This is a genomic window from Mycobacterium sp. 3-98 (assembly GCF_035918355.1).
In the GTDB taxonomy this organism is placed as follows: domain Bacteria; phylum Actinomycetota; class Actinomycetes; order Mycobacteriales; family Mycobacteriaceae; genus Mycobacterium; species Mycobacterium intracellulare.
The window spans coordinates 1,940,135-1,964,519 of record NZ_CP142360.1; the positions used below are offsets into that span (position 1 = coordinate 1,940,135).

Sequence of the window (24,385 nt, forward strand, 5' to 3'; positions counted from 1 at the left end):
ACTGCGTAGTGCCTCGTGACGGCCGAGGCGGACTCGGGTGCGGAACTGATCCGACGATTCTTGCATGCGCACCGCTGTGGGTCATCCGCGTGCGGCGCGTACCTGGTAACGACGCTCGGCGTAGGCGAGGTCGTCGCGCCAGAGCCTGCTCGACGCGAAGCGCATGAGCGGCGTGATCAGCGGCGCCACCCGGGATGCCCGCTTGAACCCGGGCCGCCCCGAGTGCGCGATGGTGGCTTCCAGGACGGCGGTGCGGGGGCGGCCATCGGGGCCCAAACCGATTGGGGTGGCGTGGGTTTCGACGACGCTGCCCGCCCCCTCCCCGTCCACGATGCGCATGACGATGGTGTGGGCCTCCGGGCAGCTGAACTCCGCGACGACCGGCACCCCCAGGCGTCCCATCCGGAACGTCACGGCCACCAAGAAGCGGTCGGCGTGTTCGGTCGGTGTGGTGAGCACCTCGAGGCGGGTGAACGAGTACGGGTGAAACCAGGCGCCATGCCACGGATCGAGCCGGTTGGCGATGACGTCGATCGGCTCGCAGACGCCCTCCATGCGGGCGACTGCGGCCAGGGTGTCGCCGGTCGGCCGGTCCGGAATCACCGGAAGCTCCAGCGGCGGCTCCCGTCCGACCGCATCGAGCCGCACCCAGACCAGGGTGCCGTCGTCGTGACCGGGCAATGGGCTCCAACCGAATTCGCGGGCGCGCCCGTCCAGGGTCAGCCCGTGCCACCGGCACACCAGCGTGCCCCGGTGCACCGTGCCGGTGGCGAGGTCGGCCCCCAGGTGCGGGCAACTGCGCGGTCCCACGCACAGGCGGTGCTGCTCGTCGCGCCAGGCGACGACCTCGACGCCGGCGACGAGCGCGCCGAACGGCCGCCCGCCGACCACCTGCCGGCTGGCGGCGAACGCGTACCAGTTGCCGGTGGGGCGGTGCTGTGAGCGGCGCAGCGCGGCGTCGATGACGGCGGGTTGTGCATCGCGATAGGTCGGGCGCTGATCGGCCCACAACGAACGCGGGATCACCTGCAGGGGCCAATCTTTGGGCCACGCCCGCAGGCTTTGCAGCTGGTCGCGGATCTTCATCGCCGGGCGGCTCCCTCGCGGGTGGCAAGCCATCGCAGCAGTGGTGAGCGGCCCCGGGTGGGCACCGTGGACAACGGGTGTCCGGCCAGTCCCCAGCGTTTCAGCAGTTGGTTCGCGGCGCACCACCCGGTGGTGGCGGCGCGCTCCATCAGCGCCACCGGCAGGTCGATCCGGATGGCGTCGCCGGCCAACACCAGGCCCGGTGTCGGGGTGATCACCGCGGGGCGGTCCGTATAGGTGCCCGGCGCGAAAAGCGGGCAGTCGCTGCGGTGCAGCAGCCTCTCGTGAACGATCTGTGCCGCCGCCGTTTCCGGGTACACCGCATGCAGCCGGCGGAGTGCGGCGGCGCGCGACGGCGCCGAATCCAATGCGTAGGAATGCAATTCGACCACCGAACCCTGATGCGCGCACGCCCACGCGCGGGCTTCGCGTTCGTAGCGTTCCAGCACGCTGATGTTGTCCAGCGGCTTGTGCCCGGCCGTGCCCAGAAACGCCGGGCGCCGCGCCGAGACGGGGCGATCGAGCCAGAACCGATGCACGGCGAACGGCGGCGCGGTGCGCAGCCGCGAGATCCGGGCCCGCCAGTCATCGGTGCCAAGGCCGCTCGATCCCGCCACGATCCGCTGCAGGCCCGCGACGTCGGTGGCCAGCACCACCGCGTCGACGTCGAGCGGCTCGCCGGAATCGGTGTGCACGCGAAAGCGCCCCGCCGAATCCCCCTCGATGCCCAGGGCGGCGGTGCCGAGCCGAAACCGCACCCCGCGCCCCTCGAGGTAGCCGCACAACGGCTGCCACAGCGCGCTGTCGTAGTTCGCGCACGGGACGTCGAAGATCAGCCCCTCGGCCGATCCCAGGAAGTAGATGTGGAACATGGTCGCCAACTCGGCCGCGGACAGCTTGGCGGGGTCGGCGAAGAAGCTGCGGGAGAACACCTCGAACGCCAGATGCCGTGCGGCCTCGGGGAATCGGATGTTTTCGAGGAACGCCGCGGCGTCGATGTGGTCGAGGCGCTCGTAGGTGCCCGGCACCGACACCGCGGCCAGCGGCGCGGCGGCGCGGGCATCGATGCGGGTGAAGTCGCGAAGGCGGAACGTCGGGCTGCGCGCGGCGAAGGCGACGGCGTTCCACGGCGGGGTGCGCGGCAGCCCGCGGAAGCTGTCGCGCCGCCCCGCGCCGTCGATGAGCGGGTAATCCTCGACGGGAGTCAGCATCCGCAATCGCGGGTCGATCCGGGCCAGCAGGGCGCGCAGGTTGTAGTACTGCCGGAAGAACGCGTGGAAGCCGCGGTTCATCGCGAGGTCGACGCCGCCGTCGCGCTCGGTCCAGCCGCCGACCCGACCGCCGAGGTAGGGTTCGCGTTCGATGACCTCGACCGCGACGCCGCGCTCGGCGAGTCCGGTGGCGGCGGCCAGTCCGGCGATCCCGCCGCCGACGACGGCGACCCGGGGCCGCGACGGCAGCGCGCCGGCGTCCGGCAATCCCGTTGGTGCGGGCAATGTTCGGCGGCGACGGTCGGCGTGCGCGGTCATGACGGCGCGTCCGCCAGGAAGGTGTGCACGATGTTGGCTTCCCAGCCGGGCATCGTCTCGCTGTGCACGGCGGTGAAGCCGGCGTCGGCGAGGCGGGTCCGGAACCGCGCGGCGCCGTCGAATGCGAGCACGCTACGCCACAGGTAGCGATAGAGCGCGGTGTCGCGGGTGCGCCACCACCCGGACGGGATGATGATGCCCCAGCAGACCGCGTGCCAGATGCGGGTGGCGGCCCGGGAGTCGCGCACCGAATACTCGTGCACGGCCAGGGTGCCGCCGGGCCGCAACAGCGTGCGGAACTTGCGCAGTTGGTCGTCGCGGTCGGCGACGTTGCGGATCAGGTACGCGGCCAGGATGGCGTCGAAGGGCCCGGTGATCCCGTGCTCCGCCAATTGTTCGACGGGGGTGTGGACGAAGCGCACCGTGGCGGGCCAGTCCTTCGCGCGCGCCGCGTCGAGCATTCCGCGCGACGCGTCCACGGCGACGATGTCGGCGTGCGGCGCGACGGCGAGCAGTGCGGCCGTTGAGGCGCCCGTCCCGCAGCCGGCGTCGAGCAACCGTAAGCCCTTGCCGCGGGCCGGAATCCGCATCCGGCGCGCCGACAGCAGCAGTTGCGCGTGGTAGCCCGGGCTGGCGCCGACCAGCCGGTCGTAGGCCGCGGCACCCGCGTCGAACGCGGCTGCCAGGTCGGCGGGGGCGGGGCCCGCATCACCGACGCGCATGTTGCCGTTCCCACAGCAGCAGCACCGCGGTGACCAACGCGAAACCGAACAGAAAGTCTTCGACCGGAATGTCGAACGGGAAGCGCAGCCCGCTCAGCTGCCGATCGTCGTAGCTGACGATGGGCGAGCTGAGCTTTGTCAGCCATCCGTCGACCGGGATCTGGAATCCCAGGACGATCACCATCGACAGCCAGTAGGCCGGCCGGCGAAACAGCCCGGTGCGCAGCACCGCCAATTCCAGTGCGCAGACGGCCAATACCGCCAGCGCGGCGGGCAGGGTGTAGCCGAGACCGCTCACCGCCGGTGCACCCTTGCCAGGATGGCGCCCACTGCGTTGTAGGTCAGCAGCGCGCATGTTGGAATGACGAGAAAGAACAGCACCTCTTCGATCGGCACCCGAAACGGGATGCTCAGGCCGCTGAGGTACGCGCCGTCGTAGGTCCACACGCGCGCGGCGACGGCGATCTCATCCCAGATCAGGAACACCGCGGCGACCGGCAGCACCGCCTTGAGGAAGCGTCGCCATTGTCGGTAGACGCCGGGGCCCAACGCCTCCAGCGGCGCCGTGATCAGCAGGCATGCGGCCAGGACCACAAGGTACTGCCACCGATCGCTCATGCGGCCCCCGAGTTGAGATCGTCCCGCTCGCCATTTCGCGCCCGCCACGACCGTATCAGTCCCGCACCGGCGACCCGAAGCCGTCGAGCCCGGCCCACGGTGGCCCGGTGGTCGAACACCGCGAACTCGCTTCTTTCGATGCAGTCCAGGATCTCGGCGTACAGGGCGGCCGCGGTTGCCACGCACGGCCGTGAGCGACGCGCCAGCGTGGCGATCCCCGCCGCGGCGAATCGGTAAGTCTGACGCGCGATTTCGTGCTGCGCGGCCAGGGCGCGGCGCACCCGGGGGTCGGTGCGGCGATGCGCATGACACCACGTCAACAGCTCCCGATCCACGCCGTCGGCCGCGAGTTCGTCGGTCGGCAGGTAGACCCGGCCGCGCACCAGATCTTCGTCGACATCGCGCAGGAAGTTGGTGAGCTGGAAGGCCCGGCCCAGCGCCGCGGCATACGGCGCGGCCTCCTCCATCGGCGTCACGGTTCCCAGGATCGGGAGTACCTGCAGCCCAATGGCTTCCGCGGAGCCCCGCATGTAGAGGTTGAGCGCTTCGCGGTCGGGATAGTCGGTGACCGTGAGATCCATCCGCATCGAGTTCAGGAAGTCCTCGAAGAGCCCGGCGCTGATCCGGTAGCGCCGTGCGGTGTGAGTCACCGCCGCCACCAACGGATCGTCGAGGTGGGCGCCGTCGGAGAAGAAGCGCTCGGACAGTTGCTGCAGCCGCCTGCCACGACTGCAAGGGTCCAGCCGCGGATCGAGATCGTCGAGGATGTCGTCGGCGTAGCGGGCGAAGCCGTACAGCGCGTGCACGGGCGGCCGTTGGTCGGGCGCGAGCAGCCGGGTCGCCAGGAAGAAGGTGCGGCCATGGGCGGCATTGAGTTCCCGGCACTGGCGATATCCCTCGCGCAGCCGCGGATCGTCGATTCCGGCCGCGGCCAATTCGCTGCGCATCATGGCAAACCGGCTTTCGTGTCGAGGACGGCGATGGCCCTCGTGGCGGCCCCGGTGATGCGGTCCGCGGCGAGCCGCCCGGAAATCAGGGTGGTCGGCACGCCGACGCCGGGCACCGTGGAGGAACCGGCGAGCACCGCGTTGTCGATGCCGCGCACCATGTTGGCCGGCCGGAACGGCCCGGTCTGACCGAACGTGTGGGCCAGCGCGAAGGGGCTGCCGGCCGCCATGCCCTGACGGGCCCAGTCGGCGGGTGTGACGACGTCGAGAACCGTTGCGTCCTCCCGCAATCCGGGGAGCAACCGGTCCGCGACGTGTGCGACGAGGCCCTCGGCGTAGGCGGCGCCGGCCCGCGACCAATCGATGGTGCCGCGCTCCAGGTTCGGCGCGGGGGCCAGGACGTAGAGCAGATCGCGGCCCTCGGGAGCCAGCGCCGGGTCGCCGGCCGTCGGGCGGGTCACCAGCAACGACGGATCGGTCATCAGCCGGCCGTCGCGGATGATGTCGGTGAAGGTCTGATCCCATGCCTCGCCGAACAGGATGGTGTGGTGGGCCGTGTCGCGAGCGACCGCGGGGCAACCCAGGTGCGCCACCACCGCCGACGGGGAGGCCCGCAACCGCACGGCGCGGCGGGGTGTGCGGCCCAGCAGCGCGTAGGTCTGGGGCAGTTCGGTGGTCAGCACGATCGCGTCGCACGAGATGCGCCCGGCCTGTTCGGTGAGTACTGCCCTGACCCGGCCGCCGGATTGTTCGAGGGCGGTAACGGTTGCGCCGTAACGGAATTGGACGCCGGCGTCGGTGGCCGCCGCGGCCAGCGCGTCGGGCAGCGCGCGCACGCCGCCCCGCGGGAACACCACGCCCGCGATGGTGTCCATGTAGGCGATGACCGCGTAGACCGCCAGGGCGTCGCGCGGCGCCACCCCGGCGTACAGCGACTGGAAGGTGAAGATCCGCTGCAGTCGCTCATCGCTGATGTGCCGCTTGACCATGCGATCCCACCTGCGGAAGCCGCCGATCGCCGTCAGCTGCGCCAGCCGCGGCGTGAGCAGCGAGAGCGGGGAATCGAAATTGGCACCGATGAACCCGTCGAATTCGGTGCGGTACAACCTGGTCAGCCACGTGCGCAGCCGCCGGTAGCCCGCCGCCTGCCCGGAACCGGCGAAGTCGGCGATCGCGTCGGCCATCCGGTCTGCGTCACTGTGCACATCGAGCGCGCTGCCGTCGGCGAACACGGCGCGGTAGGCGGGATCAACCGGCGAGAGCTCCAGCCGGTTGGACCTTGTCTCGCCGACGGCCGCGAAGGTCTCGTCGATGATGTCCGGCATCGTGAGCACCGTTGGCCCGGTGTCGATCCGGTACCCGTCGATGTCGAGGCGCCCGGCCCGCCCGCCCGGCCATGGCTCACGTTCCACCACGGTGACCGCGCGCCCCCGCCCGGCCAGGTGCAGCGCCGCGGACAGGCCGGCCAGGCCGGCGCCGACCACCACGACGTGATCGGTGCGTCCGTCGATGGTCCGCATGGTCAACGCGCTCCCGACTCGGTACCGGTCATACGGCGCGATCCGTACAAGCCGCCGCCATTTCGGCCAGCGCGATGCGAACGGGCTCCTCGATCGGCAGGTCCCCGAGGTGGGCGCGCGCGGACGCGACGCGGTCGCCGATCATCTCTTCGATCAGCCCCACGGCCCCGGTCCCGATGATCAGCGCCTTCCACCTGTCGATCGCGTCACGCCCGAGGGCTTCACGATTCGCCAGCTCGGTGAGTTCACGGCGGGTCGCGGGATCGGCCAGCTGGTGGGCGGCCACCACGACGCTGGTTGCCTTGCGCTCGAGCAGGTCTATCGCGCTGGCTTTACCCGTTACCGCGGGTGAACCGAAGACGCCGAGCACGTCGTCGCGGAGCTGAAACGCCTCGCCGACGGCGCGGCCGTAGCGGCCCAGTTGGCACAGCGTGTGAGCGCCGCAGCCGGCCATGGCCGCCCCGATCTCCAGGGGTCGGCGCACGGTGTAGTTGCCCGATTTGCGCCGTGCCACATCGAGAACGAATTCCAGCCCGGGCGCCTGCCGCGCGTCGTTGATCAGGTCGGCGAACTGTCCCACGGCGAGCTCGGTGCGCATCGCGTCGTAGCGCGGCCACGCCAATTGCAGCCGCCGGGGATCGATTCCGCTGTCCCGCAGCATTTGTTCGGCCCAGATCAGGCACAGATCTCCGAGCAGGATGGCCGCGGACTCGCCGAATCGCCGTGAGGCGCCGGGCAATCCGCGTTCCCGGTGCCACCGCCCGAATTGCCGGTGCGCCGACGGGCGGCCGCGCCGCACGTCGGAGCCGTCCATGACGTCGTCTTGCAGCAGCGCGAAGGCGTGCACCAACTCAAAGCTCGCCGCGGCCCGCAACGCCGCGGGGTCGGCCGGCGCGCCGCACAGCCACCCCAGGTACACGAACGTCGACCGCAGGCATTTACCGCCGGAGACGAAGTCGGCCAGGATGTCGCCGACCGCTTCGATGCCCGCCCCGTCCAGGTCGGCGGCGCGTCGCTGCGCGACGAACTCGGCGACCTCGACCAAAACCCTCCGCCGGACCTCCGACCGCCACTCGCCGAAGTCGTCACCGCCCGAGGAGCCCGTCACGGGCGGTGATGCGCCCGCGGGCGAAAACGACAAAGCTCCCATGGTGCCCAAGCGCTCCCTCCCGGACGGCTGGGAATGGCCGGGCCTGCGCTGGCCCGGCACACGCGGTCATACCCGCCGACGAGGCGGGCAAACCACGGCACGAGCCGCCAGGCCCCGCCCCGCGCCGCCCGGTGGGAGATACCACGTTGTTCAATAACTTAAACATTCACTTGATGAAGGTGATCCGTGTTTGCCGAGTCACGCTGGGCCCGAAACCGAGCACGGAGCCGAAACGCCAACCCGTGCGGTGTTTTAACCCCCATCGGGGTCACGACGCGGCGCTGCGGGGGACCCGGCTACGCGGCTGTCTCGGGCGGGCGAGTTCGGAGACGAAACGCCGTCGCGCCGCAAGGATGTCTTCGATGGTTTGAAAGGCCTCCGGTACCGAGTCGGTGGTCGCCAACCCGTTGTCGTGCACGATCCGCAGCAGCGGCCGGATCGCCTTGCCGGTGACCACGCTGCAGTGCACGCGGGCTTTACGGAGCTCGTCGTTGACGAACAGCAGCGCCCGAAAGCCCTCGACGCTGAGGAAGCGCAGTCGGCTCAAATCGAGGACCACCGGGGTCTTGAGCCGGGCGAAGCCGCGGATGGCTTCGGTGAGGTCTCTCGCATTCGCGGCATCGATCTCGCCGTCGACGCGCACCACCGTGGCGAGGCAGCGCGCATAGACGAACACGTGCGCCCTGGCGAATTGGGCCATGTGGCGGCCGCGTGTGGGATGTTGTTGGTCCGCCGAATCCGCGGAGTGAAGAGCAGCCATTGAAGCGCCTATCGATTGTGGTGAGAAGGGAGTGACCAGTGTTTGCACACCGCTCCCGCTAAAGACGCAGCTGTGAACTCAACCTGACAGCAGCCTAGCGTCCCCGCCGTCGCGCGGTAGCAAAGTTTCGTTTTCTGGACGGTGAGCAACGACGCCGATGAACCCGGTGGTGAATGCGTGTTTGGCGGCGTAACCGCGGGGTATACGCGGGCCACGTAACAAACGCGACGAATCCCTTGACGGACGGACGCGAGGGGTGGTGCGGCCCAATGGAAAAGCTCGGCCGCCGCTGGTGCCGGTTAGCGCTTGCGCCCGCTGCCATCATGATGTTTATCGGCGCACCGGGATGGGCTGGCGCCGACCCGGGGATCACGGTGTTTCCGGGAATGGAGATTCGTCAGGGCAACACGGTATGCATGCTCGGAATGGTCGAGCCGCGGCTGCGGGTCGCGCTGACCAGCGGGCAGTGCGACGGTGGGCAGTCGATGGTGACCGACCGTGACCGCAAGCCGATCGGCGATGTGGTCCTCGGCCGTAGGCAGGTCGACACGGACTCGGCTGCGGACACGTCGATGCTGCCGGTCGAATACGAAGTCATCGCTCTTGCAGGCAATGTCACGGCCTCGGACGTGTTGCCCACGGGCCGGCAGTTGCGGTCGACGCCCGGGCTGCGCGCGCAGCCGGGCCTGCCCGTGTGTCAGCTGCGCCGCTCGACCGGGCAGCGCTGCGGGCCGGTCGGCACGGTCACCAACGGCCGTTTCGCCATCCCCGACATGGTCGTGGACGGTCGCGACTTCGGCGGCCCGGTCTACGCGCTGACCGACGACAACAAGGCCGTCATCGTGGGGCTCTACGAGGGCATGTGGAGGGCCTCACCCCAGTTCGAGTCGTGGCAGGCGGTCATGGCGCAGGTCTACATCGACAGCCACTCCTACAGCGGGCAACAACAGCTGCCCGCTCTGCGCATGATCAACTGGCGCACCGCCGCTCGCGCTGTGGCGGCGCCGTAGCCGTCCCGTCGTCACCCAGGGACGTCGCGCGGCGTGTTTCCCCCGACACAGAACGGGAATCCGCCGCCGGTGAATGTTTTCGATCTTGTGGCGCTGCCCTTCCAGTGGGGCTCCGCGATCCGGGGCAAACGGATCTTTCATCCGAGCGGGGTGCTGGCGAGGGGCTTCATCGAACGCATCGCCCCGGCGGGTCAGGGCTTGCCGATCCCCTCGTCGGAGATCGTTGCCCGGGTATCCAAGGCCAGCGGCACACCGGGCGCGCTGCCCGACTTCGTCGGCCTGGCTTTCCGGTTGACGCCCCCGGAGCCGGCGGGAAAGCCGTGGGACATCTTGCTCGTGTCCGCCGGGTCGGGGGTGCTGTCCCGGGCGGTGGCGCTGCGGCCGACCGCGTCGTGGAACGGACAGACACTGACCACCCTGATGCCGTTGCACTATCAGAACCACAATTGGTGGCTGCGGGCCCGCACCCCGAGCGACATCGACGGCCTCGGCTTGTCGCTGGCCAACGTCCGCAACCGTCTCGAACGCGGCAATATCGAGATCGCGCTCGACCAAGCCTGCGGCAGAGGGCATTTCACCCCGGTGGGCCACTTGACGCTGACCGCGGTCGTCGACGACGAACAGCATCGCGACGTGTCGTTCGATCCCGTCGTCAACACCGCGCCGGGCCTGAGCCTGCACCCGCGGTGGCTCGCCGACCTGCGCGCCCGCGCGTATCGGCAGAGCCGTGACGGCAGGGATGCCGATGAGTAACCGGGCGTAGGAAAGGGGGTAGCCGGTGCCCAAGCGCATCGTGATCACCGGGGCCAGCGGCAACGTCGGCACCGCCTTACTGCGCCGGCTCACCGCCGACGACTCGGACTATGAGATCGTCGGAATCAGCCGGAGGCGACCGCCTTCGGACGACGTGTACCGGTCCGCCCACTGGCACGAGCTGGACCTGGCCGACCCGGGCGTGGAGCTCGAGCTGCTCAAGGTCTTCCGCGGGGCCGCGTGCGTGGTCCATCTGGCGTGGGGTTTCCAGCCCACACGCAACAGGCGTTATTTGGACGCGGTCGGGGTCAACGGCAGCGCGGCGGTATTGAGCGCGGCACACAACGCGAAAGTGCCGCACCTGCTGCACATGTCGTCGGTGGGGACCTACGCCGCCGGGCGATACGGGCAGAAGGTCGACGAGACCTTCTCGACCGCGGGCATACCATCCTCCGCGTACAGCAGGGCGAAATCCGCGGTGGAGCACATGCTCGACGGCTACGAGGGGCACAACCCCGACGGGGTCGGAATCACCCGGATGAGGCCCGGTTTCATCCTGCAGCGCGACGCCGCGTTGGGCCTGCGACGCTACACCCTGCCCGCCTACGTGGACCCGCGTTGGGTGCGCTGGTTGCCGCTGCTACCGCTGGACCGCTCGCTGAGCGTGTCCATCGTGCACGCCGACGACGTCGCCGACGCGTGCGTCAAGGCGATCGAGCGCCGCGCACTCGGGCCCTTCAACCTGGCCGCCGAACCGCCGGTCGGCCGCGATGACATCGCAAAGGCGTTGCGGGCACGCCCGATTCACGTGCCCTCCCCGCTACTGGGGCTGTTGGTGGCGGCGTCGTGGCGGGCCAGGTTGCAACCCCTCGATCGTGGCTGGCTGGACATGGCGTTTTCGTTGCCGCTGCTGGGCACCGACCGCGCGCGTAACGTTCTCGGATGGTCGCCGCGGTGGAGTTCCGAGGCTGCGCTGGCCGACCTGGTCGACGGGTTCTTGCATACCTGGGGAACCCAGAGCCCCGTCCTTCGTGCGCGTTCGTGCGCCGAGGCCATCAGCCGCGACCTTCACGAAGGCCCGCTCACCGTCCGCCGGGTGCCCTAACCGTTGACTGCCCGCGGCCCAACAGGTGACGCAGCGCCTGGGTCAGGTCGGGTTGACGGAACCGGTGCCCGGCCGCGACGAGCTTGCGGGGTGCCACCCGCTGGCTCGCGCAGGCCAGTTCGCGGGCGCCCTGCCCCCCGAGCAGGAGGCGAGGCCCCAGCGACGGCACCGGCAACACGGCCGGCCGATGCAGCACCGCCGCCAGGGTCGACGTGTACTCCGCGTTGCGGACGGGTTGCGGCGCAACGGCATTCACGGGCCCCGACAGCGCCGTGTCCCACAGCGCGCGGTGATACACATCGACCAGGTCGTCGATTCCGATCCAGGACAGCCATTGCCTGCCGTCGCCCAATCGCCCCCCGAGCCCGGCGGCAAACAGCGGACGCATCAGCCTCAGCGTGCCGCCGCGCGGTGACTGGACGATGCCGGTGCGCACCCGCACCACCCGCAGCCCCGCCTCCTGCGCGGGTGCGGTCGCCTCCTCCCAGTCGGCCACCACGTCGGCCAGGAATCCCTCCCCACGGTCGCTGTCCTCGCTCAGCGTGTCGTCGCCGCGGTCGTATCCGTAATAGCCGACCGATGACGCCGAGATCAGCACGGCGGGCCGGGGGTCGGTGCGGGCCAAGAGTTCGGCGAGGCGCCGGGTGGGCCCAATCCTGCTGTCCCGGATGGCATCCCGGTGCTTGTCGGTGAACCGTCCGGCGATGGAGGCGCCAGCCAGATGGATGACCGCGTCGACTCCGGCCAACAGCTGCGGGTCGGGATCCTCGGGGTCCCAACGCCGTTCGTCGGTGTCGCGTGCGTCGCGCCTGACCAGCAGGATGACCCGGTGCCCGCCGGTGCGCAGAAACGCCGTCAGCGCCGAACCGACCAGCCCCGACGATCCGGTGACGGCGATCGTCGATCGCTTCAGACCGTTCTCGGCGGCCAACCGGTGGGCAGCCAAGTCGTCGGCCAGCTGGCGGTGCCGGTAGTCGAACATGGGCCGCAACAGCGATCCCGGCACCGCGGTCTCGACCCGGTCGATCACCCGCGTGCGGTCATCGCCGATGTCTACGAACTCGTGGGTGTGGCGCCAGCGCAACGCCATTCGCGCCGGAAGCGTGGCCAGGCCGTCACCACCGAGGGCGTCGACGAACCGGCGCGGGGGATCGTAGCCGTCCGGCTGATGCACGGCGATCCAGCGCAGGCCGCCGGGCAGCGCCAGCGTCGCCCGCCCGTCCTCGAGCGAGGATGCCTCGGCGATGAGGCGCATCGGCTGCCACGGCGGCGAGAGGCGGTGGAAGGCACCCGGCCTGGCATGCCAATCGAAGACGTCCGTGATCGGCGCGTGCACCACGCTCGAATAGTCCAGGCCCATGCCTGAAACGTTAGAAAGCTCGCTACCGGTCCGGCAAGGCGTGTTCGACGATGGGGAGTCGCGCCTGCGGCTGCCGCTCGCCGCGCTTGGCCGACAGATAGACCTGCGCGGTCTTGTCGGCCACCGTATGCCAATCGAAGTCGGACGTGAGGCGTTCGCGGGCGGCCCGGGCGCGTTGTTGCGCGGCGCGCGGATCGTCGAGGACGGTGCGAATCGCCGCGGCCAGCCGGGTCACGTCCCGGGGCGGGCACGATACGCCGGTCCGACCGTCGATCACCGCCTCGCCCAGCCCGCCGATGTTCGACGTCACCAGGGGAGTGCCGGCCGCGGCCGCCTCGAGCGCCACGATGCCGAACGGCTCGTAGTGGCTGGGCAACACCGCGGCGTCGGCGCGATGCAGTACGGCCAACAGCTCCGCGTGCTCGAGGTGCCCGACGAACCGAATCGCCTTGAACACCCGGTGTTTACGGGCTTGCTCGATGAGCCAGCCCTGCTGGGTGCCCTCGCCGGCGATGGTCAGCGTGGTGCCCGGGTGGGTGCGCCTGACCCGCGGGAGCGCGGCGATGACGTCGTGCACCCCCTTCTCGTACTCCAGCCGCCCCAGGTAAAGCAGTTCGGCCGGCCCCGTGCGCGGCCGCCGCGCCGCGAACGGCCACCGCGCCGTCTCGATGCCGTTGCAGATCACGGTGATCTCGGCCAGCCCCGGACCGAACAGTTCGGTGATCTCGTCGGCCATCGACCCCGAACAGGTGATCAGCGAATCGGATTCGCGCACCAGCCAGGACTCGACCGCGTGCACCTGACGGCTGAGCGCGCCGCTGACCCAGCCGGAATGCCGACCGGCCTCGGTCGCGTGGATCGTGGAAACCATTGGCACGTCATAGAATTGGGCCAGCGCGATCGCCGGATGGGCCACCAGCCAGTCGTGGGCGTGCACGACGTCGGGCCGCCACGCGTGGCTGCTGCCGGGTTTCTTCAGGCTCAGCCCGGCGCGGACCATGGAATGCCCCATCGCGAGCGTCCAGGCCATCATGTCGGTGCCGAAGGTGAACTCGTGCGGATCCTGCGCGGCCGCGATCACCCGAACACCCTCGCTGATCTGGTCGGACGACGGATGGCTGCGGGGATCGGTCCCGGTGGGTCGGCGTGACAGCACCACGACGTCGTGACCTGCGGCCGCCAGCGCGGTGGACAGGTGGTGGACGTGCCGGCCGAGCCCGCCGACGACCACCGGCGGGTACTCCCACGACACCATCAGGATCTTCACTTCGTGGTCCACCTCATCGGGGCAACCTGCGGGCGTCGAGGGCGCCGAAGAGTCCGTCCGCGCGGTTCCACCCCTCCGCCAGGCGCTGCGCGGTGTCGCGCCGCCCGGACGCCAGCGCCCCCGCGATCTCACGGGTGGCGTGCGCGTGCAGGTGGGCGCGGTAGCGGGCGTAGTCGGCGGCCGAATCCTTGCTCACCATGAACGGCCAGTCGCTGGAGACCGTCAGCAAGGTTTCGCGCAGGATCTGGTCGGCGACGTGGTCGCGGGGGATGGGCCCGTCCAGCGTCGCGGTTTGGGACAGCGCCTTGTCGACGGTGCTCAGCGCGGTGTCGACCACTTCGTTGTTGAGCTGCACCAGGTCGGCGACCTGGTCGCCGGCCCACACCTGCCAGTCCTTGCCCGAACCCCACGAGCTGGGCGGCAGGGCCACCGGGCTACCGACGAAGCCGTCGGCGATCGCGTCGGTCAGGGTGCCCACCCGCACGCCGGCCTCGGGCAGGGCGCGCAGCACCCGCTCCAACCAGGTCGGGCCCTCGTACCACCAGTGGCCGAACAGCTCGGTGTCGAAGGCGGCGATCACATGCGCGGGCCGCCCGATGCGCGCGGACTCGCTCGTCAGGCGGTTGCGGACCGTCTCGACGAAGTCGGCGACGTGAATGTCGACGGCGTGGTCGGCCCGCTCGGGGTCGTAGGGCGCCTTGCCTTCCGAGGGCACGTTGCGGCCGGTGACCCTGGCCGGCTTGAGCCCGGTGAGGTGGTCATAGGTGTGGAAATCGCGATAGGCGGCGTGCCCGGGGTAGCCGGACTTCGGCGACCACACCCGGTAGCTGACCTGCAGGTCGCGCCCGAACGCCACCACGTCGGTGTCGCCGACGGGCCGGCCCAGCGCAGTGTCGCCGTGCAGTGACGGGCCGTCGACCATGAAGTGCGTGACCCCGGCGGCGGCGTAGTCGTGTTCGAGCCCGGGCGCGTACGCGCATTCGGGCGCCCAGATGCCGGTGGGGGTGTGCGCCAGCCGCTGCCCGGCGTCGGCCAGCCCCTCGCGCAGGGCGAACTCGCGCAGGCGGGGGGCGAGCAGCGGTTGGAACGGGTGGGCCAGCGGCCCGCCGAGCAGCTCCACCGTGCCGGCGTCGAGCAACCCGCGCAGCGGCGCGCTGCCGCCGTGCCGCCATAGGGTGGCGAAGTCCTCAAGGGCGTTCTCGGCCTCCGCCTCCTCGCGAATCCCCAAGGCGCGCAACGCCTCCGGCGTGCACGACTGATAGCCGGCCGACTTCGATCGGGGAATCGACCGCACACTGGCCGCCTCGGCTGCGCGCAGCCGCCAGTTCGCCAGCCAATGATGCATGCCGCCAAGGCAATACGGGTCGTCGAGTTGCGCGTTCACCACCGGCGTGACGCCGAGCGTGATCAGTCCCTGGCGGTCCTCGCCGGCCAGCGTGTTCAGCACGCGCATCAGCGGCAGGTAGGCCGCCGCCCAGGATTGATACAGCCATTCCTCACCGACCGGCCAGCGGCCGTGGTGGGCCAGCCACGGAAGATGGGTGTGCAAAACCAGGGTGAACAGGCCGGGGACCCGGTCTGGCGTCGAGTTCACGGCGCTACCGCGATTGCGATCAGGTCGAGGCTGTCGTCGATGTGCCGGCCGGTCGCCGCGCCGGATCCGCTTTCTACGAGTTCGAAGTCGTCGGTGGTGACCGCGGCGACGTCCGCCGCCAGGTCGGGTGGCCACGGGGCGTCGGTTACCGCGCGCGCGATCTGCGCGTCGATGATCGAACCGCCGTGCCGGGCGTCCATCTCCTGCAGCCGCGGACCGTGGAACAGGCCGCTGATCGACACGTCCGAAAAACCGCCGGCGATGAGCAGCTCAGCCATCTCGTCGGCGTTGAGTTCGCGGGTGTGGAACGGGTTGATCGGGGTGTCGCGCCCGGGCGAGAAGGTGATCCGGTTGGGCGTCGACATCATCAGCAGCCCCGACGGTCGCAGCACCCGCGCGCACTCGGCGACGAATTGTGTTTGGTCCCACAGATGCTCGATGACCTGGAAGTTGACCACAATGTCCACCGACGAATCGGGCAGCGGGAGCCGCGCGAGGTTGGCCTGCATGACGTCCACCCGGGGGTAGCGGGCGCGGACGTGGGCCACGGCGGACTCGTCGTAGTCCACCGCGATGACGCGGCGAGCGACGCCGGCGATCAGGTCGGCGCCGTATCCCTCGCCGCAGCCCGCCTCGAGCACCTCGCGGCCCACGCAGCGCTCGGCAAGCCGCTGGTAGACCACCTCGTGGCGCCGAAACCAGTAGTTTTCGATGTCCAAACCCGGGATGGTGCGCTCGCCCGTCAGCATCATCACCGCGTCGCCCACCGACGCGGTGACGCCGGGGGTGTGCGGGGGGAGGTCAGGTACCGGTGCGCTCATTGCATAGGCAGGCTAACGCGAAGTGTCGGATTCGCGAACCACACAAGTGGGTAACCCCGCGCGCGCAGGGGGAGGCGGGCCGCAAGAACCTGCAGCACTACCAGCTATGGTGTGAAGGCATACCGCACAAAGTTACCGGGTAGTAACACGGCTGTGCGTTGCGAAAAACGCGTACCGAGGTCTCGCAGTCGAGCGCTGCGGACCCCTTCGAGGAGGACGAACCACACTCATGACGAACATCGTGGTCCTGATTAAGCAGGTCCCAGACACTTGGTCAGAGCGCAAGCTGACAGACGGCGATTACACGCTGGACCGCGAGGCCGCCGACGCGGTGCTGGACGAGATCAACGAGCGCGCGGTAGAAGAGGCCCTGCAGATCCGGGAGAAGGAAGCCGCCGACGGCGTCGAGGGGTCGGTGACCGTGCTGACCGCGGGTCCCGAGCGCGCCACCGAAGCGATCCGCAAGGCCCTGTCGATGGGCGCCGACAAGGCCGTCCACCTCAAGGACGACGGCCTGCACGGCTCCGACGTGGTGCAGACCGGGTGGGCGCTGGCCCGCGCGCTGGGCACCATCGAGGGCACCGAGCTGGTGATCGCCGGTAACGAGGCCACCGACGGCACCGGCGGGGCGGTCCCGGCCATCATCGCCGAGTACCTGGGCCTGCCGCAGCTCACCCACGTGCGCAAGCTCTCCCTCGAGGGCGACAAGGTGACCGGCGAGCGCGAGACCGACGACGGCGTCTTCAACCTCGAGGCCACGCTGCCCGCGGTCGTCAGCGTCACCGAGAAGATCAACGAGCCGCGCTTCCCGTCGTTCAAGGGCATCATGGCCGCCAAGAAGAAAGAGGTCACGGTGCTGACCTTGGCCGAGATCGGGGTCGAAAGCGACGAGGTCGGGCTGGCCAACGCCGGATCCACCGTGCTGTCGTCGACGCCGAAGCCGCCGAAGACCGCGGGTGAGAAGGTCACCGACGAGGGCGAGGGCGGCAACCAGGTCGCCCAGTACCTGGTCGCCCAGAAGATCATCTAATTCGAGCACCCCATCGAAGACCATTCCTGAGACGAGAAGAGCGATATAACCATGGCTGAAGTATTGGTGCTCGTGGAGCACGCCGAAGGTGCGCTGAAGAAGGTCACCTCCGAATTGATCACCGCCGCCCGCGCGCTGGGCGAGCCCTCCGCCGTCGTGGTCGGGGCGCCGGGGACGGCCGCCCCGCTGGCCGACGGGCTGAAGGAGGCCGGCGCCGCCAAGATCTACGTCGCCGAGTCCGACGACGTGGACAAGTACCTGATCACCCCGGTGGTCGACGTGCTTGCCGCGCTGGCCGAGTCGAACGCGCCCGCGGCCGTGCTGCTGGCCGCCAACGCCGACGGCAAGGAAATCGCCGGCCGGCTCGCGGCCCGGATCGGTTCCGGTCTGCTGGTCGACGTGGTCGAGGTCAAGGAGGGCCCCAAGGCCATCCACTCGATCTTCGGTGGCGCGTTCACCGTCGAGGCCCAGGCCAACGGCGACACCCCGGTGATCACCCTGCGCGCCGGCGCCGTCGACGCCGAGCCGTCCGCCGGAGCCGGCGAGCAGGTCACCGTCGAGGTCCCGGCCCCCGCCGAGAACGCCACCAAGATCACCGCCCGCGAGCCCGCGGTCGCCGGTGACCGCCCCGAGCTGTCCGAGGCCACCATCGTGGTCTCCGGCGGTCGCGGCGTGGGCAGCGCGGAGAACTTCAGCGTGGTCGAGGCCCTGGCCGACTCGCTCGGCGCGGCCGTCGGCGCGTCTCGTGCCGCCGTCGACTCCGGCTACTACCCGGGCCAGTTCCAGGTGGGCCAGACGGGTAAGACGGTCTCGCCGCAGCTCTACATCGCGCTGGGCATCTCCGGTGCGATCCAGCACCGCGCCGGGATGCAGACGTCCAAGACCATCGTCGCGGTCAACAAGGACGAAGAGGCACCCATCTTCGAGATCGCCGACTACGGCGTGGTGGGCGACCTGTTCAAGGTCGCCCCGCAGCTGACCGACGCGATCAAGGCACGCAAGGGCTGAGCTTCTCGGCCTCGAAGAGCCCCCGGCGCCGCGGCGCCGGGGGCTTTCTTGTGTGCCACGCCCGTCCGGTGCGTCACACCGGCCCCACCAGTCCCCGGCCCAGGGGGATGTGCCGTTGTGCCCACCTCCGAGCGACAACCGCAACGGCGGCCGTCGTTGTCGCTCGGAGGTGGGCACAAAGCTCCTCCCGCCTTCCAGTGATCCGAGTGACGGATGGGACGACGGCGCCCCCGCGTCGTCGGTTGGCTCGGTCTCATTTCGTCATCTGACGTGCACCGACACGTCACAGCGCCGATGCCGACCCGCTCACCGGCTACGCCACGTTGTGTCTCATGAGCATCGCTTCTGTCCTCATCCCCGCCGACAAGCTCAGCGGCGCGTCGACCACGCCGCGCTACTCGCTGTTGCTGTCCACCGATCCCGGCCTGATCGAAGCGGCGCAGCGACTCCGGTATGACGTCTTCACCAGCACCCCCGGCTTCGCCCTGCCGCCGGACGGCGGGCACGGATCGGACCGGCGCGACGAGGACCGCTTCGACGAGTTCTGCGACCACCTGCTGGTCCGGGACGACAACACCGGTGAGCTGGTGGGCTGCTACCGCATGCTGGCGCCGGCGGGCGCCATCGCGGCCGGCGGGCTCTACACCGCCACGGAATTCGACATCCGCGCGTTCGACCCGCTGCGGCCGTCCCTGGTCGAGATGGGGCGCGCCGTGGTGCGCGACGGGCACCGCAACGGCGGCGTGGTGCTGCTGATGTGGGCGGGCATCCTGGCTTACCTCGACCGCTACGGCTACGACCACGTCACCGGGTGCGTGTCGGTGCCCATCGGCGACGAGGCCGACGATCAACCGCCGGGCAGCCGGCTGCGCGGCGTCCGCGACGTCATCCTGGCCCGTCACGGCGCGCCCGCGCACCACCGGGTGCGGCCACACCGCCCCGTCGTCGTCGACGGGACCGCGCTCGACGACATCCCGGCGCCCGCGCGGCCCTCGGTTCCGGCGCTGCTGCGCGGCTACCTGCGGCTGGGCGCGCGGGTGTGCGGGGAGCCCGCGCACGACCCGGATTTCGGTGTCGGTGACTTCTGCGTGCTGCTGGGCAAACAGCACGCCGACACCCGATACCTGAAACGCCTCCGCTCGGTGTCGGCCGCCGCGGAGATGGCGGGGAAATGACCGGCATCGCGCACTCCTGGCTACCGCGCGCCTCGTGCGGCGCCGGCTGCGTGCGCCCCGGCGACGCGGTCGCCTGCCCGCCGCCGCTGGTGGCGCTGCGGGTCACGCTTCGCCTGCTGCTGGCGCTGCTGCTCGCGCCGGGGCTGCCGCTGCTGGCCCTGCCACTGCCGGGCCGCACCCGCGTGCAGCGCATCTATTGCCGGCTGGTGCTGCGCTGCTTCGGTGTCCGGATTGCGGTGTCGGGCAACCCGATTCGCAACCTGCGCGGTGTGCTGGTGGTCAGCCCGCACATGTCGTGGCTCGACGTCTTCGCGATCGGCTCGGTGTTGCCCGGGTCGTTCGTCGCCCGTGCCGACATGTTCAGCGGGCCGGCGACCGCGATCGTGGCCCGCGTCTGCAAGGTCATCCCGATCGAGCGGTCCAGTTTGCGGCGGCTGCCCGGCGTGGTGGACGCCGTCGCCCACCGGCTGCGCGCCGGGCAGACGGTGGTGGCGTTTCCGGAGGGCACCACGTGGTGTGGTCGCGACTGCGGGGCGTTCTATCCGGCCATGTTCCAGGCCGCGATCGATGCCGGACGGCCGGTGCAGCCCCTGCGGCTGACCTACCACCACATCGATGGCGGCCTCTCGACGGTGCCGGCCTTCGTCGGCGACGAGACCCTGCTGGGCTCGATCCGCCGGCTGCTCGCGCAGCGCCGCACGCTGGCGCGGGTGCACGTCGAGTCGCTGCAGCTCCCGGGGACCGATCGGCGTGCCCTGGCCGGCCGCTGCCAGTCGGCGGTGGGCGCCGGAACGGCCCGGGGCGCTGGTCACGGGCGCGTGCTGGTGGCCTGAGCCCACCGGTGGGCCGGTATCGTGGGTCGCGTCATGGTCTATTTGGATCACGCCGCCACCACCCCGATGCACCCCGCCGCCGTCGAGGCGATGACGGCTGTGCTGGGCACGGTGGGCAACGCCTCCTCGCTGCACACCAGCGGCCGGGCGGCGCGGCGCCGCATCGAGGAATCCCGAGAACTGATTGCCGACAAGCTGGGGGCGCGTCCCTCGGAGGTGATCTTCACCGCCGGCGGCACCGAGAGCGACAACCTGGCCGTCAAGGGCATCTACTGGGCCCGGCGCGACGCCGAGCCGCGGCACCGGCGCATCGTCACCAGCGAGGTCGAACACCACGCCGTGCTGGACTCGGTCAATTGGCTCGTCGAGCACGAGGGAGCCGAAGTGACGTGGTTGCCGACCGCGCCCGACGGCTCGGTGTCGGCGGCGGCGCTGCGCGAGGTGCTCACCCACCACGACGATGTCGCGCTGGTCTCGGTCATGTGGGCCAACAACGAGGTCGGCACCGTGCTGCCCGTCGCCGAACTCGCCGCCGTCGCAGCCGAATTCGGGGTGCCGATGCACAGCGATGCCATTCAGGCGGTGGGGCAGTTGCCGGTGGACTTCGCCGCCAGCGGGCTGTCGGCGATGAGCGTGACCGCGCACAAGTTCGGGGGCCCCGCGGCCGTGGGTGCGCTGCTGTTGCGCCGCGACGTCGCGTGCGTGCCGCTCGCACACGGCGGCGGCCAGGAGCGCGACATCCGTTCGGGGACGGCCGATGTCGCCGGTGCGGTCGGAATGGCCGCGGCGGCCCGGATCTCGATCGACGGGCTCGAGGTCAACAGCGCCCGGCTGCGGGCGCTGCGGGACCGGCTGGTCGACGGGGTGCTCGGCGGCATCGAGGACGTCAGCCTCAACGGTGCCCGCGACCCGCTGCGCCTTCCCGGCAACGCGCACTTCACGTTCCGCGGTTGCGAGGGCGATGCGCTGTTGATGCTCCTGGACGCCAACGGAATCGAGTGCTCGACCGGTTCGGCGTGCACCGCCGGTGTCGCGCAGCCCTCGCACGTGCTGATGGCCATGGGAGCCGACCCGACCAGCGCCCGCGGGTCGCTGCGACTCTCATTGGGGCACACCAGTGTTGACGCCGACGTCGATGCGGTGCTGCGGGTGCTGCCCGGGGCGGTGGAGCGGGCGCGTCGGGCGGCCCTGGCCGCGGCGGGGGCGTCCTAAGTGAAGGTGCTTGCAGCCATGAGCGGTGGCGTCGACTCGTCGGTCGCCGCGGCCCGGATGGTCGACGCCGGACACGACGTGGTGGGCGTGCACCTGGCGCTGTCGTCCTCGCCCGGCACGCTGCGCAGCGGCTCGCGCGGCTGCTGCTCGAAAGAGGACGCCTCGGACGCGCGGCGGGTCGCCGACGTGCTCGGAATACCGTTCTACGTCTGGGATTTCGCGGAAAAGTTCCAGGCGGACGTCATCGACGAATTCGTGTCGTCCTATGCGCGCGGCGAGACGCCCAACCCGTGCGTGGTGTGCAATCAGAAGATCAAGTTCTCGGCCCTGTCGGCGAGAGCCGTTGCGCTCGGGTTCGACACGGTGGCCACCGGCCACTACGCCCGGCTTTCCGGCGGTCGGCTGCGCCGCGCCGTGGACCACGACAAGGACCAGTCCTACGTGCTGGCCGTGCTGAGCGCCGAGCAGCTGCGCCACGCCGCGTTCCCGATCGGCGACACCCCCAAGTCACAGATCCGCGCCGAAGCCGCCCGCCGCGGCCTGGCCGTCGCCGAAAAGCCGGACAGTCACGACATCTGCTTCATCCCGTCGGGCGACACCCGAGCCTTTTTGGGCTCACGCATCGGGGTTCGCCGCGGTGCCGTGGTCAATGCGGACGGGACGGTGCTCGCCGAGCACGACGGCGTGCACGGCTTCACCATCGGGCAACGCAAGGGTCTCGGCATCGCCGGGCCCGGCCCCGACGGTCGCCCGCGCTACGTGACCGCGATCGACGCCGAGACCGCGACCGTGCGGGTGGGGGACGTGGCCGAACTCGAAGTGCGCGAATTGACCGGGCGGGCACCGGTATTCACCTCGGGTGTGACGCCGTCGGGGCCGATCGAGTGCGCGGTTCAGGTGCGCGCGCACGGTGAGACGGCCGACGCCGTGGCCGAACTCGTCGGCGGCGAACTCGTCGTGCGGTTGCGCGTCCCGCTGCGCGGTGTCGCGCCGGGCCAGACGCTGGTGCTGTACCGGCCCGACCCCGACGGGGACGAGGTGATCGGCAGCGCCGTCATCGCCGCGACGTCGCGCTGATCGCGAACTAGCGCGGCACGTTCGCGGCGATGTTCGTCATCACGATGTCGGACACCGATTGCGCGAAGCCGCAGAACGTGACCTCCAGCATGGCCACCGACAGGATCCGGTAGTCGCGGCCGCAACCGCCGGGCCGCAGGTGCAGCGAGGTGCCGTCGGCGTTCCACTCGCCGACGTAGAGCTGCCCACCCGAGCCGTTCGCGCAGTCCCCGACGGTGCCCACCAGGGCGTTGAAGGCGGTCCGCGCGATCTCGGCGTCGCGATAGGCCGCCGCGCCCTCCGAGATCAACGCGCCGTCGGGCGGGTCCTGAAAGGTCGTCTTGTGAAACGCCTCGAGGTCGGTCCCGAAGGTCGCGGTCTCGTCGTAGATGAACCGGCACTCCCGCGGCGCGGTCTGGGCCAGCGCGTCGATGTTCACCGGGCTGGTGCCGTCCATCGAGGGAATGATGGTCAGGTGCTCACCGGCGCCGGTGATCGCACGCATCCGCGACTGGTCCAGCAGGATCGTGTCGACGTTGATGCCCTGCACCACCCTGCGGTTGGTGTCGGGACCCGCGAGCGCCGCGCCGTCCACCACCCGGGTGCACGACACCGCCATCAGCACCGCCCCGCACCACAGCGGCAGCCTCGCCCACTTCGTCCTCTGCGACACCGTTTTTGCACCCCTCTGCGGTTGAACCTACCCGCGGGGACCCTCGGCACACAGCCCCTGCCGACCGGCGGCCCGGGCGACGTCGAATACGGTTGGCCGGTGAGTGTTTTCGCGGGGCCCAGTGGCGTCGGTTCCTGGCCGGGCATCGCGGCGCGGGAGGCCGCCGCCGTGATCGTCGGCGAATTGGCAGGGGCGCTGCCGCACATCGTCGAACTGCCCGCCCGCGGGGTGGGCGCCGACCTGCTGGGCCGGGCCGGGGCGCTGCTGGTCGACGTCGCCATCGACACGGTGCCGCGCGGGTACCGCCTCGTCGCCCGTCCGGGCGCGGTCAGCCGCCGCGCCATCAGCCTCCTCGACGAGGACATGGACGCGCTGGAAGAGGCCTGGGAGGCCGCCGGCCTGCGCAATGACGGCCGCGTGGTCAAGGTGCAGGCGCCGGGCCCCATCACGCTGGCCGCCGAGATCGAGCTGGCCAACGGGCACCGGGCGATCACCGACCCCGGCGCGCTGCGCGACCTCACGTCGTCGCTGGCCGAAGGCGTCGCCGCGCATCGTGCTCAGCTGTCGCGGCGCCTCGAGACGCCGGTGGTCGTCCAGTTCGACGAGCCGTCGCTGCCAAAAGCGTTGGGGGGCGCGTTGAGCGGGGTGACGGCGCTCAGTCCGGTCGCGCCGCTCGACGAGGCTGTGGCCGGCGGCCTGCTCGACGCCTGCGCCGAGACGGTGGGCGGCGAGGTGGCGCTGCACTGCTGTGCACCCGGCGTGCCCTGGGACCTGTTGCAGCGCAGCGCATTCAGCGCGGTCTCGGTCGATCCGGGCGCCTTGAGCGCGGCGGATCTCGACGGCATCGCCGCGTTCGTCGAGTCCGACCGCGCCGTCGTGCTGGGCGTCGTCCCCGCTAGCGCCCCGGCGCGGCGGCTGTCGGCGGAGGAGGTCGCCGGTGGTGTGGTCGCGGTGACCGATCGCCTCGGCTTCGCCCGCTCGGCGCTGCGCGAACGCATCGGCGTCACCCCGGCCTGTGGTCTGGCCGGCGCCACCCCCGCGTGGGCCCGCACCGCGATCGAGCTCGCCCGCAAGGCCGCCCAGATGTTCGCCGAGGATCCCGACGCCATCAAATAGGCAACCGAGGGGTTGCGTTTCATACCGCGCCGTGCTGAAC

General features: G+C 70.6%; 24 protein-coding genes. 10 read left to right on the forward strand and 14 right to left on the reverse strand.

All coding sequences use genetic code 11. From position 1 onward, the window contains the following. Positions 1-81 precede the first annotated feature (81 nt). The 9 genes from QGN30_RS09540 to QGN30_RS09580 form a co-directional block, all read right to left on the reverse strand. Entirely contained in the window at positions 82-1,086 is a 1,005-nt protein-coding gene (locus QGN30_RS09540; protein WP_248923174.1) for a DUF5914 domain-containing protein, read from the reverse strand. Continuing rightward, positions 1,083-2,615: an FAD-dependent oxidoreductase gene (locus tag QGN30_RS09545; RefSeq protein WP_201405998.1), complete on the reverse strand. Its 1,533-nt coding sequence runs from the start codon at positions 2,613-2,615 to the stop codon at positions 1,083-1,085. The genes QGN30_RS09540 and QGN30_RS09545 overlap by 4 nt, the downstream gene beginning before the upstream one ends. Beyond that, positions 2,612-3,337 carry a class I SAM-dependent methyltransferase gene (locus QGN30_RS09550; protein WP_095763584.1) on the reverse strand — a complete coding sequence of 242 codons (726 nt, stop codon included), beginning with the start codon at positions 3,335-3,337 and terminating at the stop codon, positions 2,612-2,614. The genes QGN30_RS09545 and QGN30_RS09550 overlap by 4 nt, the downstream gene beginning before the upstream one ends. Continuing rightward, positions 3,324-3,635: a lycopene cyclase domain-containing protein gene (locus tag QGN30_RS09555; protein WP_009955833.1), complete on the reverse strand. Its 312-nt coding sequence runs from the start codon at positions 3,633-3,635 to the stop codon at positions 3,324-3,326. Before QGN30_RS09555 ends, QGN30_RS09550 begins: the two co-directional genes overlap by 14 nt. Beyond that, positions 3,632-3,955 (reverse strand): lycopene cyclase domain-containing protein, encoded by a 324-nt coding sequence (locus tag QGN30_RS09560; RefSeq protein WP_014385499.1) that lies wholly within the window; start codon positions 3,953-3,955, stop codon positions 3,632-3,634. The genes QGN30_RS09555 and QGN30_RS09560 overlap by 4 nt, the downstream gene beginning before the upstream one ends. Then, positions 3,952-4,905: a phytoene/squalene synthase family protein gene (locus tag QGN30_RS09565; protein ID WP_009955836.1), complete on the reverse strand. Its 954-nt coding sequence runs from the start codon at positions 4,903-4,905 to the stop codon at positions 3,952-3,954. The genes QGN30_RS09560 and QGN30_RS09565 overlap by 4 nt, the downstream gene beginning before the upstream one ends. Then, the gene (gene crtI, locus QGN30_RS09570; protein WP_036459377.1) at positions 4,902-6,422 is read right to left on the reverse strand and encodes a phytoene desaturase family protein; all 1,521 of its coding nucleotides are present in this window, start codon (positions 6,420-6,422) and stop codon (positions 4,902-4,904) included. The genes QGN30_RS09565 and crtI overlap by 4 nt, the downstream gene beginning before the upstream one ends. Before the next feature lie 28 nt (positions 6,423-6,450). Then, the gene (locus QGN30_RS09575) at positions 6,451-7,572 is read right to left on the reverse strand and encodes a polyprenyl synthetase family protein (RefSeq protein WP_179300674.1); all 1,122 of its coding nucleotides are present in this window, start codon (positions 7,570-7,572) and stop codon (positions 6,451-6,453) included. Between the two features lie 268 nt (positions 7,573-7,840). After that, positions 7,841-8,272 carry an STAS domain-containing protein gene (locus QGN30_RS09580; RefSeq protein WP_009955839.1) on the reverse strand — a complete coding sequence of 144 codons (432 nt, stop codon included), beginning with the start codon at positions 8,270-8,272 and terminating at the stop codon, positions 7,841-7,843. Positions 8,273-8,601: 329 nt separating this feature from the next. On the opposite strand from QGN30_RS09580, the gene QGN30_RS09585 reads away from it, so the two are divergent. The 3 genes from QGN30_RS09585 (at position 8,602) to QGN30_RS09595 (ending at position 11,200) form a co-directional block, all read left to right on the forward strand. After that, entirely contained in the window at positions 8,602-9,342 is a 741-nt protein-coding gene (locus tag QGN30_RS09585; protein ID WP_014380751.1) for an Rv1815 family serine proteinase, read from the forward strand. Positions 9,343-9,411: 69 nt separating this feature from the next. Continuing rightward, positions 9,412-10,095 (forward strand): hypothetical protein, encoded by a 684-nt coding sequence (locus tag QGN30_RS09590; RefSeq protein WP_014380750.1) that lies wholly within the window; start codon positions 9,412-9,414, stop codon positions 10,093-10,095. Between the two features lie 25 nt (positions 10,096-10,120). Then, on the forward strand, positions 10,121-11,200 hold the full coding sequence (locus QGN30_RS09595) for an NAD-dependent epimerase/dehydratase family protein (protein ID WP_248923173.1): 1,080 nt from the start codon (positions 10,121-10,123) through the stop codon (positions 11,198-11,200). Here QGN30_RS09595 and QGN30_RS09600 read toward each other — a convergent pair. Genes QGN30_RS09600 through QGN30_RS09615 form a run of 4 tightly spaced genes read right to left on the reverse strand, consistent with a single transcriptional unit; the run spans position 11,178 to position 16,242 of the window. Further along, complete coding sequence (locus QGN30_RS09600; protein WP_009955842.1) at positions 11,178-12,560, reverse strand: TIGR01777 family oxidoreductase; 1,383 nt, start codon at positions 12,558-12,560, stop codon at positions 11,178-11,180. The genes QGN30_RS09595 and QGN30_RS09600 overlap by 23 nt on opposite strands. A gap of 22 nt (positions 12,561-12,582) precedes the next feature. Next, positions 12,583-13,827, reverse strand: a complete 1,245-nt coding sequence (locus QGN30_RS09605; RefSeq protein ID WP_009955843.1) for a glycosyltransferase family 4 protein — start codon at positions 13,825-13,827, stop codon at positions 12,583-12,585. A 13-nt stretch (positions 13,828-13,840) separates the two neighbouring features. Continuing rightward, on the reverse strand, positions 13,841-15,421 hold the full coding sequence (locus QGN30_RS09610) for a 1,4-alpha-glucan branching protein domain-containing protein (RefSeq protein WP_009955845.1): 1,581 nt from the start codon (positions 15,419-15,421) through the stop codon (positions 13,841-13,843). Then, on the reverse strand, positions 15,418-16,242 hold the full coding sequence (locus tag QGN30_RS09615; protein WP_014385494.1) for a class I SAM-dependent methyltransferase: 825 nt from the start codon (positions 16,240-16,242) through the stop codon (positions 15,418-15,420). Before QGN30_RS09615 ends, QGN30_RS09610 begins: the two co-directional genes overlap by 4 nt. A 229-nt stretch (positions 16,243-16,471) precedes the next feature. Between QGN30_RS09615 and QGN30_RS09620 the strand changes: the two genes are divergently transcribed. The 6 genes from QGN30_RS09620 to mnmA all read left to right on the forward strand — a co-directional run bounded on the left by QGN30_RS09620 (position 16,472) and on the right by mnmA (position 22,577). Next, on the forward strand, positions 16,472-17,272 hold the full coding sequence (locus QGN30_RS09620; RefSeq protein WP_008259088.1) for an electron transfer flavoprotein subunit beta/FixA family protein: 801 nt from the start codon (positions 16,472-16,474) through the stop codon (positions 17,270-17,272). 51 nt (positions 17,273-17,323) lie between these two features. After that, positions 17,324-18,280 (forward strand): electron transfer flavoprotein subunit alpha/FixB family protein, encoded by a 957-nt coding sequence (locus QGN30_RS09625; protein ID WP_009955847.1) that lies wholly within the window; start codon positions 17,324-17,326, stop codon positions 18,278-18,280. A 332-nt stretch (positions 18,281-18,612) separates the two neighbouring features. Next, a complete protein-coding gene (locus tag QGN30_RS09630; protein ID WP_014380749.1) occupies positions 18,613-19,455 on the forward strand; it encodes a GNAT family N-acetyltransferase in 843 nt (280 codons plus the stop codon). Continuing rightward, positions 19,452-20,288, forward strand: coding sequence for a lysophospholipid acyltransferase family protein (locus QGN30_RS09635; protein WP_014380748.1), 837 nt, complete (start codon positions 19,452-19,454; stop codon positions 20,286-20,288). Before QGN30_RS09630 ends, QGN30_RS09635 begins: the two co-directional genes overlap by 4 nt. Positions 20,289-20,321: 33 nt before the next feature. Beyond that, positions 20,322-21,500 carry a cysteine desulfurase family protein gene (locus tag QGN30_RS09640; RefSeq protein WP_009954359.1) on the forward strand — a complete coding sequence of 393 codons (1,179 nt, stop codon included), beginning with the start codon at positions 20,322-20,324 and terminating at the stop codon, positions 21,498-21,500. Continuing rightward, positions 21,501-22,577, forward strand: a complete 1,077-nt coding sequence (gene mnmA / locus QGN30_RS09645) for a tRNA 2-thiouridine(34) synthase MnmA (protein WP_009954358.1) — start codon at positions 21,501-21,503, stop codon at positions 22,575-22,577. A 7-nt stretch (positions 22,578-22,584) separates the two neighbouring features. Here mnmA and QGN30_RS09650 read toward each other — a convergent pair whose 3' ends face one another. Further along, positions 22,585-23,175, reverse strand: a complete 591-nt coding sequence (locus QGN30_RS09650; protein ID WP_179293501.1) for a sensor domain-containing protein — start codon at positions 23,173-23,175, stop codon at positions 22,585-22,587. Between the two features lie 153 nt (positions 23,176-23,328). Between QGN30_RS09650 and QGN30_RS09655 the strand changes: the two genes are divergently transcribed. Beyond that, a complete protein-coding gene (locus tag QGN30_RS09655; protein ID WP_009954356.1) occupies positions 23,329-24,345 on the forward strand; it encodes a methionine synthase in 1,017 nt (338 codons plus the stop codon). Positions 24,346-24,385 lie beyond the last annotated feature (40 nt).

What these genes read in the sequence shown, in the direction of transcription:
- QGN30_RS09540 (WP_248923174.1), bottom strand. Translation starts at nt 1,086, where the DNA reads ATGAAGATCCGCGACCAGCTGCAAAGCCTGCGGGCGTGGCCCAAAGAT.
- QGN30_RS09545 (WP_201405998.1), bottom strand. Translation starts at nt 2,615, where the DNA reads ATGACCGCGCACGCCGACCGTCGCCGCCGAACATTGCCCGCACCAACG.
- QGN30_RS09550 (WP_095763584.1), bottom strand. Translation starts at nt 3,337, where the DNA reads ATGCGCGTCGGTGATGCGGGCCCCGCCCCCGCCGACCTGGCAGCCGCG.
- QGN30_RS09560 (WP_014385499.1), bottom strand. Translation starts at nt 3,955, where the DNA reads ATGAGCGATCGGTGGCAGTACCTTGTGGTCCTGGCCGCATGCCTGCTG.
- QGN30_RS09565 (WP_009955836.1), bottom strand. Translation starts at nt 4,905, where the DNA reads ATGATGCGCAGCGAATTGGCCGCGGCCGGAATCGACGATCCGCGGCTG.
- crtI (WP_036459377.1), bottom strand. Translation starts at nt 6,422, where the DNA reads ATGCGGACCATCGACGGACGCACCGATCACGTCGTGGTGGTCGGCGCC.
- QGN30_RS09575 (WP_179300674.1), bottom strand. Translation starts at nt 7,572, where the DNA reads ATGGGAGCTTTGTCGTTTTCGCCCGCGGGCGCATCACCGCCCGTGACG.
- QGN30_RS09580 (WP_009955839.1), bottom strand. Translation starts at nt 8,272, where the DNA reads ATGGCCCAATTCGCCAGGGCGCACGTGTTCGTCTATGCGCGCTGCCTC.
- QGN30_RS09585 (WP_014380751.1), top strand. Translation starts at nt 8,602, where the DNA reads ATGGAAAAGCTCGGCCGCCGCTGGTGCCGGTTAGCGCTTGCGCCCGCT.
- QGN30_RS09600 (WP_009955842.1), bottom strand. Translation starts at nt 12,560, where the DNA reads ATGGGCCTGGACTATTCGAGCGTGGTGCACGCGCCGATCACGGACGTC.
- QGN30_RS09615 (WP_014385494.1), bottom strand. Translation starts at nt 16,242, where the DNA reads ATGAGCGCACCGGTACCTGACCTCCCCCCGCACACCCCCGGCGTCACC.
- QGN30_RS09620 (WP_008259088.1), top strand. Translation starts at nt 16,472, where the DNA reads ATGACGAACATCGTGGTCCTGATTAAGCAGGTCCCAGACACTTGGTCA.
- QGN30_RS09625 (WP_009955847.1), top strand. Translation starts at nt 17,324, where the DNA reads ATGGCTGAAGTATTGGTGCTCGTGGAGCACGCCGAAGGTGCGCTGAAG.
- QGN30_RS09630 (WP_014380749.1), top strand. Translation starts at nt 18,613, where the DNA reads ATGAGCATCGCTTCTGTCCTCATCCCCGCCGACAAGCTCAGCGGCGCG.
- QGN30_RS09635 (WP_014380748.1), top strand. Translation starts at nt 19,452, where the DNA reads ATGACCGGCATCGCGCACTCCTGGCTACCGCGCGCCTCGTGCGGCGCC.
- QGN30_RS09640 (WP_009954359.1), top strand. Translation starts at nt 20,322, where the DNA reads ATGGTCTATTTGGATCACGCCGCCACCACCCCGATGCACCCCGCCGCC.
- QGN30_RS09650 (WP_179293501.1), bottom strand. Translation starts at nt 23,175, where the DNA reads ATGGCGGTGTCGTGCACCCGGGTGGTGGACGGCGCGGCGCTCGCGGGT.